The organism is Flavobacterium sp. W22_SRS_FK3, assembly GCF_052113665.1.
Classification (GTDB): domain Bacteria; phylum Bacteroidota; class Bacteroidia; order Flavobacteriales; family Flavobacteriaceae; genus Flavobacterium.
This window is the reverse complement of sequence record NZ_JBGQOF010000002.1, coordinates 64527-80570: the sequence shown is the minus strand read 5'-3', so window position 1 is coordinate 80570 and position 16044 is coordinate 64527. Positions and strand designations below refer to the sequence as shown.

Here is a 16044-nt window from a genome sequence, read left to right as displayed (position 1 = left end):
TCCGGCAGCACCCTTTTTTTAAAACTTAACATTTAAAATACAATATTTTTCTTACTTTTGTACTAAAATCAAAGCGTATTTACGGTAATTATCTGATTATTAAATTGTTACACATGAATAAAAAACTACTTATGGGGCTGTTCTGTCTTTTTAGCAGTCTCGCGTTATTTGCAAAAACAAACAACTTTAATATTCCTGTTCCAGATTCTGAATATCAGGCATTGGTTGATTTATATAAGGCAACTGGAGAATCTAACTGGAGTAATAAATGGAATACCAAAGAGAATAATCTTCATGAGGTGGCATGGTATGGAATAACACTCGAAAATGGTCATATTACAGGTATTAATCTAAACAATACAAGTGGAATATCAGGTTCAATTCCTGCCTCTTTCGGTAATTTGAAATACCTTAAAGTACTTTCGCTCTATGGTGGAAGTTATGCTAAAGATTTAATTACGACTGATTTAAATGTTTTTTCAGGGTTAGAAGAACTTGAATCCCTTGATTTAAGATATTGTAAATTAAAAGGTAATATTCCTGCATCATGGAATAAACTTAAAAAACTCAAAACACTTTATTTGACTGGTAATTCCATTACAGGGCTGCCGGCAGAATTTGGCGAACTCGAAAGCTTAGTTACTGTTGATTTGTCTGAAAATCAAATAGGAGTTCTTATAAAAGAGTTAGAAAATTTAACGGCTCTGAAAACTTTAAATTTAACCAATAATAAGATTTCAGGTATTGTAGGTTTATTGCCGGCTTCGGTCAGTCTTAGTTTGCATTATCAGTCAACCAGTATTGAAAATTTAACTTATAAGGGAGTCGATTTAAAAATTGAAAACCTGCCAAATGTTGTTTCTTACAACAGAACCAAAAATGATTTCTCTGCCAGAAGACAATTTTCCGTTTACGTTCGCGGAAGTGATGTAGGCGTAAATGTAACAATGGCTGCTGACGGCAGTCTGACAATACCTGCACCTTATTTGGCAACTTTAAAAAATGGGGATGAAGTGTATCTGTACCAGCAGTATGATTCAGGAACAGGAAATGTTTCTTATTACAGCCGTATTTATTTTTCAAATGTAAAAGTAAGTCAGCCCGCTGTTTCAAATATTGAATATCAGGCTCTTGTAGATTTTTATAATGCAATGGGCGGAAGCAGCTGGAATAATAAATGGGATATTAACGAAAACAACCTTAATGAAGGAGCATGGACTGGATTAAGTATAGAAAACGGGCATGTTACCGGCTTAAACTTAAATAATACAAGTAATGTCTCAGGTTCAATTCCCGCTTCATTTGCTAATTTAAAATACTTAAAGAATCTTTCACTTTATGCAGGAAGTTATTCTAAAAATTTAAGTACAACAGACTTAAATGTTTTATCAGAATTACAGTCTCTTGAAACGCTGGATATGAGATATTGCAAAATAGAAAGTGCTATTCCGTCATCATGGAGTAAATTGAAAAAACTAAAAACAATCAGTTTTAACAATAATTCAATTAAAGGCCTGCCGGAAGAATTAGGTGAAATGGAAAGTCTGGTTACTTTAGAAGTTCCGTATAATCAAATCAAATCAATTCCTGTATCTGTGGGTAATCTTGAGAATCTGGTTACGTTGAATTTATCAGATAATCAGATTGAAGTAATGATAAAAGAATTAGAAAATGTTACGACTTTAAAAACTTTAAATCTTTCAAACAACAATATCTCCAATATTGCCGCATTGCTTAGCAGTTCTGTTAATTTGCAGCTTCATTATCAAAACATAAATGTTGATGGTCTTGTTTATACAGGCTCTGATTTAAAGGTCGAAAGCTTGCCCAATACGGTTTATTATAACAGAACAAAAAATGATTTTTCTGCCAGAAGACAATTTGGAGTTTATGTGGGAGGAAACCAGATAGGCAATAATGTGACGGCAGATGCAGATGGAAGCGTAGTAGTTCCGGCTTCTTATCTGGCTTCATTAAAAACCGGGGATCAGTTCTATTTATACCAGCAATACGATTCATCTACAGGAAGTGTGTCCTATTATTCAAAAGTTAATTTTGTAAATGTAAAAGTAGACCAGCCTCAAATTCCTGAATTAGAATATGAGGCATTGGTAGCTATTTACAATGCAATGGGGGGAGTGAACTGGAATAATAAATGGAATATCGCCGAAAATAACCTGCATGAGGGGGCATGGTACGGGGTCAGTATCGAAAATGGCCATATCACAGGTCTTAACTTTAATAATATTTCTAATGTTTCGGGAGCAATTCCGGTTTCAATCTCAAATTTAAAATATCTTAAAAATCTTTCTCTTTACGGCGGAAGCTACAGTAAAAATTTAAGTACAACCGATTTAAATGTTATCGCCGAATTAGAGGCTTTAGAATCGCTGGATATGAGATATACAAAAATTAAAGGTGATATTCCGGCATCCTGGAGCAAACTAAAAAAGTTAAAAACAGCTTATTTAGGATACAATGCACTTACTGCCTTACCGGAAGACATTGGAACAATGGAAAGTCTGGTAACGCTGGAAATTCCTAACAACCAAATAAAAGCCATTCCGGTATCGATAGGTAATCTTACCAATCTGGTAACATTAAATTTATCCGATAATAAAGTAGAGGTTTTAGTAAAAGAACTGGAAAACATTTCAACTTTAAAAACGTTAAACCTTGCAAGCAACAGTGTTTCAAATATTGCAGGATTGCTTAGCAGCGGGGTTAACCTGGCATTGCACTATCAAACCATAAATGTTGAAGGACTTATTTATACCGGTTCTGATGTGAAAATTGAAACACTGCCCAATACCGTTTATTACAACAGGACAAAGAATGACTTTTCGGCCAGAAGACAATTTGGAGTTTACGTGGGGGGAAGTCAAATAGGAAGTAATATAACCGCAGCTACGGACGGCAGTATTACTATCCCGGCTTCTTCGTTGGCTTCAATAAAAACCGGGGATCAGTTTTACTTATATCAACAGTATGACTCAGCAACAGGAAATGTTTCGTATTATTCTACAGTTAATTTTGTGAATATAAAAGTAGATCAGCCGAAAATACCAGATGAAGAATATCAGGCATTAGTTGATTTTTATACTGTAATGAACGGGACAAACTGGACAAATAAATGGGATGTTTCTACTAATAATTTGCATGAAGGAGCCTGGTATGGTGTAAGTATAGAAAACGGACACATTACAGGCCTTAATCTTAACAACAATAGTTCGGTTATCGGTGCTGTTCCCGCATCAATAAAAGATTTAAAATACCTTAAAACACTGTCTCTTTATGGCGGAAGCTACAGCAAAAATTTAAGCACTACCGACTTAAGCGTTTTATCAGAACTCGAATCTTTGGAGTATTTAGATTTAAGATATACGAAGATTAAAGGTGATATTCCAGCAACATGGAACAAACTTAAAAAATTAAATTCATTGTATTTAAATAACAATGCGCTTACTGCTTTACCTGAAGATTTTGGCGGAATGGAAAGTTTAGTAACGGTTAATTTATCTTCTAACCAAATAAAAGCAATTCCGGTTTCTACAGGAAACCTTGATAAACTAGTTACTTTAAATCTTGCTTCTAACCAAATAGAAGTTCTCATTAAAGATTTAGAAAAAAACACTGCTTTAAAAACATTAGATCTTTCAGCTAATAAAGTTGCTACTATCGAGGGATTATTATTGGGTCAGGTAAATTTAGAACTGAACTCACAAACCTTAAGTATTCAAAATTTTTTATATGAAGGAAATGATGTAAAAGTAAGCAATCTGCCAAATGTTGTACTTTATAATAAAGCAACCAATGATTTCTCTGCACAAAGGCCATTTAGATTGTATGTAAAAGGGAATCAGACAGGAAATAATTTAAGGGTTGCAGGAGATGGAACATTAACTATTCCTGCAGATTATCTTGCGACTTTAAAAACTGGGGATGAACTTTATTTATATCAGGAATACGAAGGCGGTGCAGCAACGTCCTATTATTCCAGAATTTATTTTACCAATGTAAAAGTAGACCAGCCTAAAATTCCGGATGCAGAATATCAGGCCTTAGTCGATTTTCATAACGCGATGAATGGTGTAAACTGGAGCAATAAATGGGTAACGGCAGAGAACAATCTGCATGAAGGCGCATGGTATGGAGTAAGCATTCAAAACGGACATATTACGGGATTAAACCTGAATAATAATTCTAATGTTTCAGGAACAATTCCGGCATCTTTTGCCAACTTAAAATACTTAAAAAATCTTTCTCTATATGGAGGAAGCTACTCAAAGAATTTAAGCACGACCGACCTAGGAATTATTTCCGGTTTAGAATCGTTAGAGTCCCTGGACTTAAGATATACTAAATTAAAAGGCATTGTACCGTCTTCATGGAATAAATTACAGGCTTTAAAAACGTTGTATTTAAGTTATAATACGATAGAAGATATAGACGAAGCTTTAGCCTATTTACCGCTTTTAAAGACGGTTGATTTTTCTAACCAGACCATCACAATTCCAACAATTGAAGTTGGAGCAAACGAATTGGTTATAAACCTGCCCACTTTATCAACATTCTTATTTAATGCAAATGGCGGGGGTATTAATAACAAAAACCATTTTACGCTTTTTGTTAATGGGGCAAACAAAGCTTCAAATTATTCGAATAATGAAGGGAAACTAATCTTTAAGGATATTGCATTGCTGGGAATAAAACTAAGCGATAAAATCAGAATTGTACAAAATGACGGAACCGCACAGGGAACAGCAATCAATTATACACAAGTAATTTTTGGTAAGCCATTGACAGATGAAGAATTCGAAATCCTTAAAAAAGTCTATGCCAGTACAAATGGAGAACAATGGACACAAAAATGGGATGTTTCACAAAATAAACTCCATGAAGTAAGCTGGTACGGAGTAGGAACAAAGGATGGACATGTGGTATCATTGAGCTTATCAGGAAATAATCTGTCAGGAACCCTTCCGGCAGAATTGTCTGATTTAGTTTATCTGGAGACTATAAATTTGCAGTCGAATGCCATTGAAGGAGTAATTCCATCCAACTTAGGAAATCTCTCAAATTTGAAAACCCTTAATTTACAATCAAATAAATTACAAGGAACATTACCGGTTTTATACGGGATCTCAGGACTGAAAAAAGTATCGTATTCAGGTAATTTGTTTAAAGGAACAATTCCGGGACATTTAAATGATTTTGAGAATATCGAACAGCTTGACCTTTCTAATAATGGTTTCGATTCACTAGAAAAACCATTTACATACGATTCAGGCAGTGTATACGTAAACGTGCGCGGACAGGTGATTGTAAAAGATGAATTTCTGTATCTAAAAGGCGATGAAATAATTGTTGATTTACCGTCTATCAATACATATAACGAAACACAGCAGGATTATAGCGGACAATATCAGTTTGAATTGCAGGCTAACAACTTCAAAATTTCTGAGGCTACAGCTGTAGACAATACGATTACATTCCCAAATATTTCTGTAGCAAGTATTCCGGCAGGCGCTAAAATTGCCATCTGGCAGAAAAACGGGACTTCGCAGGGAACTTACTTACAATTTAAAGGCATCGCAGATGGATCTGAAACGCCATTAATTGCAGCAGAATATGATGCTTTGGTCGCTTTTTTCCAAAGTGCCGGAGGTTCGGGCTGGAAAGAAACATGGGATGTATCTTCAAATAATCTTCATGAAAAGAAATGGAAAGGTGTAACCACAAATGACGGTCATGTTGTTTCAATAAATCTTATCGATAATAATCTAACTGGAAACATTAGTGCGGAATTAGGAAAGTTTATCGAATTACAAAACCTGAATTTAGCCAAGAATAAATTATCAGGATCGATTCCGGAGAGTTTATCAAAAGTAATAAAACTGAAAACGGTTGATCTTTCAGAAAATGAACTGACAGGTATTGATGCAGCTTTTTTAGCGACTGTGAGTTTTAAAATTGACCGTCAGAAAATTAATTTCGGCGAGCTGCCATTAACATTGAACGCGGTTTTAAAAGACCAAAAAATCAATCATTACGATCATGCCAATTCCTTGTTTAATGCAACACAATCTTATAATATGACATTAAAAGACTATTTTCAGATGGTTACGGTTCCTGAAGATGGTATTAAGCTGATCAATATTTTAAGTGAATGGAATGTACCGAACAACCAAACTCTTGAATTGAGACAAATTGCAGGATCTGCCAGAAATAGTGTTCTGACCTATACCATAACTTATAGAGACGGAGATTCTAATTTAGACGGAATTGTAAATATTCTGGATATTCAGTCTTCTTTGAATTACACTTTGAGCCAGAAACCTAAGTTTTTTAATTACGGCGCGGCAGACCTCAATAAAGACAAAAACTTAAACCTTCTGGATATTATCTTACTGATCAATAAAATTCAAAGCGGATCGCAAGAAAGACCAGCCAATACCAAACGTCCTGCAGCAGTAAATACAACAGATGTTGTTGTAAGTATCGAAGATGATACTTTGTACATTGACAATCAGTCGGGTTCTACAGCAGCATTTGACATTCGTTTAAAAGAGGTAAATAAAAACGAAGTAGAAGAAGTATTGTCTAATGCGGGATACACCGTTTCTGTTGCAGAACATGAAGGAGAAATAAGCATCGTTGGTTTTACTATGGATAAATTTCTGTCCGGCAAACAGGCGATTGCGAAAGTTCCTGCTCAAGCTGAGGTAGTTTCTGCCATGATTGCCAATGAAAATGCAGAGGAATTGAGCTATAAAATTTCAAAAGGAACTTTAGGCATTGACAATCCTGATTCAAATCAGGATAAAACAGACAAAATTTTAAATTTCCCGAACCCATTTAAGGATCAAACCGCTATCAAATATCATTTATCTGAAAAGGCAGACAAAGCTACGCTGAAAGTTTTTGATCTTCATGGACGTGTTGTGCGTGTGCAATCAGATCTTGAAACTTCAGCAGGTAATCATGAATTAGACTTCTTTAAGAATGATCTTTCTTCGGGAGTTTATATTTATACTATTGAAGTCCAGACTTCGGCAGGCCCTGTACTTTTAAAAGGAAAAATGTTAATACAATAAACTTATTATAATGATAGCTAACAAATTAAAAACAATGAAAATAAAATCATTTTTGGTGTTTATCTTCCTTTTGCTGGGAACATTTATACAGGCTCAAAATAGTTTGAAAGTAGTAAATACATCAGCCGGACCAGGCGAAAAGGCAACTATCACTATTGATTTGGCTAATGCCGAGGAAGTAGTGGGAGCAGAGTTTACTTTAACTGTTCCTCAGGGATTAATTGTAAGTGAAAAAGAGGCTAAAATTTTGGAAAGCCGAAAAGGGGATCATGCTATTTATGTGAATATCGAAAATAATAATCCACGAAATTATCATTTTATAGTCCTTTCGCTGACGAGCAATTCTTTTAAAGGAAACAATGGAGGTTTATTAGAAATTCCAATTGAGATTCCGTTGAATTATACTTCGGGACAAACTCATAATTTAAGCTTGTCAAAAGTTGTATTAAGTTCTAAAAACGCGGTCGACATAGGTTCAAATCATACAAACGGAATCCTGAATATCGCAACCGCTCAATTTCCCGATTTAACAATTTCGGGTATAACATCAAACGAAACTAACATTACCCCAGGCGGAAAAATCAACGCTTCATGGGGCGTAGATAATACTGGCGAACGTATTGCCTCTGGCGGATGGGTAGAGCAGGTGAGTATTGTTTCAGAGCAAACCGGATTAGAATATAATCTTGGAACAGTTTCGTATAATGAGGATTTGGATAAAAAGAAATCCGTGAGCCGAAGCGCCACTTTTAATCTCCCAAAAGTTTTAGGAATTGAAGGCAATGTAAAAATCAAAATCAATATCGTAGCGAATACAGCCGTAAAAGAACCTGAAGCATTAAAAAACAACAATAAAATTACTGCTGCGACAGCTATTGTGCTTGAAAAACTTTTGTATCTGACTTTGGATAAAAAAAGCATAGATGAAAATTCGACAGAAGTGATCAGGGCAACCTTAACCCAGAGTGGTGACAGAAGCCTGGACAAGACATTTGCACTATCAGCATCTCCTGCTGCACAACTTTCGTTAGATTCAAATGTTAAAATATTAAAAGACCAATCCTCAGTAGTTTTTTATATTAAACCTTTAGATAATACTATTACTGACGGAAACAGAACCATAGCGCTTTCGGTTTCCGGAAATGATTATCTTTCACTTTCAGATACTATTGAAATAGTTGATAACGAATTTTCAGTAGTTACCTTAACGCCTTCAAAAGTTGCTGCAACAGATGGGGAAATTATTACGGTGACTTTGGAAACTGATTTTGCAAAAACAAAAGACACCAAATTTGTTATTACGGCAGATCAAAATTCACGCTGGGCAGTTCCGGCAGAAGTTATATTACCTGCAGGAAGTAAAACCACTTCGTTTTCCATTACAGTTAAAAACAATAAAGTTCCTGAACCAACAGTAATCGGTAAATTAATTTTACGGGCCGAAGGTTTTCAGGCAGGAAATACAGAGATTACTTTAAAAAGTTCAAATGTTCCGACTTTTGAATTGGAAATTGCACCCGAAACTATTTCAAAAGGAGATGGAATTTATGCCACTTATGCCATAATTAAAAGATTGGACAAATCTGATATTAGTACAGCAGTACGTTTAAAAGCAAACGTTGCAAATGCGTTAATACTTCCTGATGTTATTGATTTTCCTGCGAATTTAAATCAGAAGAAATTTAATATTGGTGCCGTAAATAACGGAATTGTCGATGGGACAAAAACGGTAAACGTGGCTGCAGAAGTTTATATTTCTTCCTGTAATTGTACTGTTCCTGCCGGAAGCGGAGGGAGTCCATTAAGTAAAGACATTACAATTTTGGACAGTAATGGCCCGGCATTGACCGTAAAGGCAAATCCGTCAACAGTGAAATCCGGAATCGAAAATGCGGCAAAAATTACAATTGAAAGAAATACTGTTGATACATCAACAGCAATTTTAGTGAAGTTGTCCTCTGATTCGCCTACAATCGTTTCAATCCCCGCCGAAGTAACAATTCCTATAGGCAGTAAAAGCACAGAAGTAGCTATAAATACTAGTATCGATGCTACTAAAACAGGTGATCAGACGGTCCGTATTCAGGCAGAAGCATCTAATTACAGTGCTGGCTTTTTCTGGATTTTAGTGACAGACCAAAACAAGCCTGACGCAGTTCTTACAGCAGTAAACACATTGGCACAAGCAAATGGGGAAGATGTTATAGAAGTTACGACCTCTATTGCAAATCAGGGTTTTGCCGTTTTACCTAAAGGGTCAAAAATCGAATATTATCTTTCTAAAGATCATTCAGCAAAGAATGCAACACTTATAACAACTTCACAAATCGATAATGACATCGAAACCGGGAAAAATATAAATGTAGTAAAATCAATAAAGCTTCCGCAAGTAGCGGGCGATTATTTTTTAGTAGTCTCTGTTAATGCAGATCAAAAAATAAATGAACTGTCCTATACTAATAATGCGTCATTTTCTGCAATAAAATTATTATCGAGTTATACTGCAACAGCAACAGTTGGAAAATCGGTTTACAAATCAAGCGAATTGGTTAGTATAACGGGATCAGCAAAGATGTCTAATGATACAGCAGCTGCAAACAAAGATGTTGAAATTACGATTTCGAATGAAGGTTTTGTTCGTACCTTTTTAGTTAAAACAAATGTAGCCGGAAATTTTGCATACGATTTTGAACCTTTACAGGCAGAAAGCGGGCATTATACCGTAAGTGCAGGATATCCGGGAACAAAAAATGCAACTCAGGCAGAATTTGATATTGTTGGTTTTGAATGGACCAACAAACCTTCGGATTATTTAAAATGGGAAGTAGTAACACAAGTACCGTTTAAAGGAGAATTTAAATTAAAAAATAATAGTAAAACTGCTTTAACGAATGTAAAAATAGAATTGCCATCAGATGCTGGTTTTGCAATTCAGACTGAACCGCTAACATTGGCTGCTGGTCAGGAAGCTGTACTAAAATATACCATCCTGGCAGATACACCTTCGGCAGAAGAAAAGTACTATCAGATCAATTTTAATATTACTTCTGATGAAGGAGCAAAATTACCCATTTTAGCGTATTATCATGCTAAGGCACAAACCCCGAGATTACTTGCGAATCCAGTAAGCATTAATACCACAATGATTAAAGGAGGTTCTCGTTTTTATGAATTGACAATTCACAACGGCGGGGCAGTTGATGCTGAGAAAGTAAAAGTAGAATTGCCGGCACTTGAATGGATGAAATTAAAAAGTGCAGCTGTTATAGATAAAATAGCGCCAAACGAATCTGTAAAAATAATATTAGAATTAGCTCCTACAGATAGGCAGCAACTAAATGTTCCTTTATCAGGAAGCCTGGCTTTAAATCCTTTAAATGGCGGCGGCATAACTGTTCCTTTTAAAATTGAGACAGTTTCAGAAGTAACAGGATCTTTATTGATTGATGTAGTAGATGAATACACCTATAATACAGAGCGAGCACCACATCTTCAGGGAGCAAAAGTTATTGTTCGCCATCCTTTCTCAGGAGCTATTGTTGCTGAAGGAATTACTGATGAAAATGGATTGTTCTCAACACCACAAATTCCGGAAGGTTATTATACTGTAACTGTTACAGCTGATAAGCATGAGTCATATCAGAATAATATATTGGTAGATCCGGGAAAAGTTACGACACAAAGAGTATTTATTTCCTATCAGGCTGTTAGTTATGAATGGGTTGTAAAACCTACCGAAATTCAGGATGAGTATCAATCTGATCTGATTGTTAAATTTGAAACAAACGTGCCAAAGCCGGTAATTGTTATTGATATTGATGATCCGGTTTTAAATTTAAACCCGGGAGAAAGCAGAATGAGTTATGCAACCGTAACGAATCATGGATTAATTGCATTATCAAAAGTAACTTTTAATGTAGACAGTCAGGGAGATTATAAGTTCAAACTGATGATTGATAAACTGGATGTATTAAATGCGAAATCAACTATTATTGTCCCTGTACTTATTACAAGAACAGTTTCAACTGGAAAGAGTGCCAATTCTAATCAAAACTGTACTTATAACCTAATAACAAAAGGAACATATGTTTGTGAAACAGAACAGGATCTTGCCGCTTTTAAGCCTTATTATGTATTGACCTGTTCAACACCAAGTACACCAGTTGTGGGAGGAGGAAGTCCTAATTTTAACGGAGGAGGTTTTGGACCGTTAGTACCCATCGGAACTGCGATTGGAAATATTGTTACTGCACTTCCTACTATATGTACTAATCCTTGTCTAACTTCAGTATTCGGGATGGTTATTGGTTGTGCTGGTGGTCCGGCAGGAACTGTAGCAGGGTGTCTGCTTGGTCTTGCAACCATGAATGGAGAGTTAATTAATCAGGCAATTGCGGTTGCAGGTTGTGTTCCCGGACCTGTAGGCTGCGTTGCAAGTATGGTTGGGACATTAAAAGCATGTATTTATGATCCGCTTGCAACAGGCAAAAAGGCACAAAACAGTTTCCTTGATACAATGTATAATGATTTTTATGTCATGGATAATGCGCAGGTCGCTTTAGATAAAAGATTAAAGGCTTATTTAAGTAATGACAAGATATTACAGAGTCCTAATTTTCATGATTTCATGAAAGAAGTTGCTTTAAATTTGGATACTCAAAAAGCATTTTCTTCCACCGATATTACAAGAATTAAAGCAAATCTTTCTGCCAGTGACATAACAGCTCAGGAAATTGAAACGTTCTGCAATAGATGGAATAAAACTACAGAAGCATGGAATAAAAATATTAATGCTCCGAATGCTGAATATCCTGATATCATCAACAAAAATGAGATAGAAGAATATGACAGAGTAAGACAATTATTAGTTGATCTCGTAAAAAACAGAGGCTTTGAATCTGCTGAAAAAATGTATAATCAGGACATGACAGATTTAAAAGAATATATTGATGGATTGGCTTCTCAATCTTCAGTTTGCGCAACCGTCACTGTGAAATTCTCACAGAAAATAACGATGACCAGAGAAGCTTTTGAGGGGACTTTAACGATAAACAACGGAAGTGATTCCAACACAATAAAAGACATCAACTTAGATCTAATAATTAAAGATGAGGCGGGGGAAGACAAGACGCATTTATTCCAGATTAATAAAGATGCATTCTTAAGTGGTACTGGACTTGTAGGTCCGCAAAACAGTCAGGCAGGAACGGCAATTTTCATTCCAACAAAAGATGCCGCGCCTACGGTTGCTAAATCCTATTCATTTGGAGGAACATTGTCTTATACAGATCCAAATACAGGTGAAAAAGTTACAACACAACTCTATCCTGTAACTCTTGAAGTAAATCCTAGTCCCGATTTAGTGATGCATTATTTTATGCAGCGTGATATTTTAGGAGATGATCCGCTTACTGATAAAGTAGAACCGATTGTTCCTGCGGAAATGGCTTTACTAATCAAAAATGAAGGGTATGGAATTGCCAAGAATGTTCAGGTAGAATCTGTACAACCGGAAATTATCGAAAACAAAAAAGGATTACTAATTGATTTTGAAATTGTGGGAAGCAACTTCAACAACGGGCCAAAACAATTAGGTTTACTTAATGTAGATTTTGGAAATATTGAACCTCAAAAAGCAGCATTAGGACAATGGTGGTTTACAAGTACCTTATTAGGTCATTTTGTAGAATATGATTTAAAAATCAAGCATTTAAGCAGCTACGGAAATAAAAACCTAAGCCTAATAAAAGCTTCGTATGTTCATGAATTAGTAAAAAGTGTAAAAGCTTACGGAACCGGACATGACAATACAAACGATTTTCTGGTAAATGATATTACCGATCTTAGGGATACTCCGGATGCGATTTACTTTTCAAATGGAGAAATCGAGGAGGTGTCTAAAGTGGCTGCAGGAACAGTTTCAAATGCTATATCCCCAAATCAGCTTACAACAGTTTTAACTATGAATTCTTCTAAAACAGGCTGGAATTATGGTAATATAGCTGATCCGGGTTCTGACAAATATAAACTAGAAAGAGTTGTTCGAATTAATGATAATCTGGAATTGCCTATAGAAAATTTCTGGCAGACACATGTAACATTAAGAGACGGAGCTGAACCTAAGTACGAAAATAACCTTCATTTCCTTGATAGGATATCTGGATTAGAACGTTTTACATTATATTATACACCTATAAATACAAATGTGCCAAAAGTGGAGTCATTTGAAGATTTACCATCCACCACAACAAAAGCAATAGAATCTGTTCAGGTAAACTTTAATAAAGCGATCAATCCGAACACGTTTACTGCTCAGAATATTACTTTAATCCATCAGGGAAACAAAATACCATTCAACGATAGTTTTATTGGTAAAGTAAACGATTCAACTTATGTATTAAACATCAAAACAGTATCTATTGCTTCTGGTTATTATGAACTTACTGTTCAATGTGCCGGAATAAAAGATCTGGAAGGTAATGAAGGAGTTGAGGGTAAAAGTATTTCATGGATACAGATTATAGGAGAACTTGGAATTGTTCAGTTTAAAACAGATCAAATCGAGGCCCAGTCTGTAAATAGTATAGAAATAATGTTCAATAAGCCGGTTAAACCTATTCAGTTTACGAAAGAGAAATTAACCCTGAACGGACAAACTTTAGATAATATCTCTTTGGTTACAGATGATAATTTGAAATATACGATAGTAGGATTAAACGAGTATAATAAAGAAAGTGGTAATTATGAGCTTTCTATAGATTTACAATCCATAAAAGCAGAAGACAATACGCAAGGATTAATTGCACAAGAACAAAAATGGAAAGTTGATATTGTAATTCCTGAAATAGAAACGTTTACCCTGAAATATCAAGGAGCTATAAACAGCCAGAACGTTACTGATATATTAATGACTTTAAATAAACCAGTTACAAGTTTTGATAAAAACTGGATTACGCTATACAAAGGAAGTATAAAATTAAGTGCTAATGTTACTGTAGTTAAACAAGATGATTTACATTACCTAATTTCAGGTTTGGGTGAATATACGCAAACTACAGGCGGTTATAAAGTGGTAGTAGATCAGTCTGGCTTTAGTGATACTTCCGGTAATTTTGGTATAGCAACTTCGAGTACTATGTGGGAAGTGAAATTTAAAAAAGCTTCCCCGCCAACTCATATACGTATTACACCAGACAGAGGAATCTCGCAGATAGATAATATCACTTCAGGAACCGATTTATCAATAGCATTAACTACTACGGAAAATAAACAAACTGTAGAGTTATACACAATCACACCAACAGGAAAAACGTTGATTAGTAAACAAAATCAGGAAACAGCAAAAGAACTCCTGATTCCCATAAAGGGATATAGTGGTAAAAATACTTTTGAAGCAATCGTGTATGACGAATTCGGAAATGCCAGTGATGCCGTAAGTGTAGAAACGTACATCGATGTAGTCGCTTTGACCTGTACAGTTATTCCATTAAGTGTAAACGACAATTGTTCAGCAACTGATGCTCTACAGATACGATTTACTGACGACATTTTGGCTTCAGCTTTTACCAAAGATGACTTAATCGTAAAATCAGGTGGTATCTTAGTTTCAAATGATGATATAACTTTGTTAAGAATAACTGATAAAGAATTTGAAATTGGAAATCTTGATAAATTAAATGGTAATCATACATTCGGAATTGATTTAACCAAACTGAGCAAGAAATCAAGTGGTATACAGGGCAAAAGTGTGATTTATTCTAATGTAGAAGCTACAGAAAAAAGTACTGCTGAAATAAAAGGTGATCTTATAATAACTGAAGACAATACTACAGTTACATACACAGCAACTGATTTGATGCAGGTTTATAACTGGAATGTAACCGGGGGTGAAATTATAGAGCAACTTAATAATACAGTAACCATTAAATGGACAGAAAAAGGACTGAACCAGCTTTCACTGACTTATTTTACTTCATTGTCTTGCAGTAATTCAACATCAATACAGGTACTAGTAAAATCCACTTTAGCTGTGGATGATAATACTATTTTAGATAAAAAGGGTTTGGTAATCTCACCAATACCAAACAACGGGACATTTATGTTGATCTTGTCCGGAGATGATGGAATTTTTTCATTACATATTTTTGATGTCAATGGAAAATTGGTATACCAACAAAATGCATTGGAAATCGGTAGCAACTCCGGTAAAGAAATTCATACGCCTCTAAAAGCAAGTGGGGTATATTTTTTAATATTGCAAAAAGCGGATAAGATTTATAAAACGAAATTCTTAATTCAATAAATTTAAAACAGATATGTGTTGACGATGCTTCAAAATATTTCACTCGATTGTATGCATAAAGCTGATCTGGTAGAGCTTAATTAGGAACCAACAACGCTTAGCGATTACTCCAAAGGATAATTTACATGTTAAAAGGCCAAATAGTGCTTAACAGATTAAAACGGGTCTGTTAAGCACTTTTTGATTTTGTTCTAAAAGATGAAATTGACACGTTTTTCAAAATTTCGGCTTGATTTTGACGGTTCTGTCGCAACTGGGAATAACTTTATCTTTATAATTTAGACTTTAAAAAAATGAACACTAAAGTTCATTGTTATCCAAAATACATCATTCTTCAGGAAAAATATTTCAAATTAAGATTTACACTTAGTCACCGCGATGTTAAAGAAATAATGAAGATTAGAGGAGTGATTGTGGATCATGCAATGATTCAGGATTGGGTTTATAAGTTTAAACTTTTGATTAAGTCAGGGATTAAGAAGAGAAAAGGCAGAGTGGGGGTGAATTGGAGATGAGACAGAACCTTAAAAATTATCAGTCTATGAAAAGGGCAAAATAGTCTTAATGATTAATTTTGAAAAATCAAATATTCTAAGGATTCTTTAAACTTAACATACAATTTATGTTCAGGTAAACTTCTGATTG

At 35.0% G+C, this 16044-nt stretch carries 3 protein-coding genes; all 3 read left to right on the top strand.

Annotated elements, in window-relative coordinates; all coding sequences use genetic code 11:
* Nucleotides 1-113 precede the first annotated feature (113 nt).
* The 3 genes from ACEN2I_RS02220 to ACEN2I_RS02210 all read left to right on the top strand — a co-directional run bounded on the left by ACEN2I_RS02220 (nt 114) and on the right by ACEN2I_RS02210 (nt 15914).
* Nucleotides 114-7097 (top strand): leucine-rich repeat domain-containing protein, encoded by a 6984-nt coding sequence (locus ACEN2I_RS02220; RefSeq protein ID WP_441764489.1) that lies wholly within the window; start codon nt 114-116, stop codon nt 7095-7097.
* A gap of 34 nt (nt 7098-7131) precedes the next feature.
* The gene (locus ACEN2I_RS02215) at nt 7132-15399 is read left to right on the top strand and encodes a T9SS type A sorting domain-containing protein (RefSeq protein ID WP_441764488.1); all 8268 of its coding nucleotides are present in this window, start codon (nt 7132-7134) and stop codon (nt 15397-15399) included.
* A gap of 293 nt (nt 15400-15692) precedes the next feature.
* Nucleotides 15693-15914, top strand: coding sequence for a hypothetical protein (locus ACEN2I_RS02210; RefSeq protein WP_441764487.1), 222 nt, complete (start codon nt 15693-15695; stop codon nt 15912-15914).
* The last annotated feature ends 130 nt before the right edge of the window (nt 15915-16044 follow it).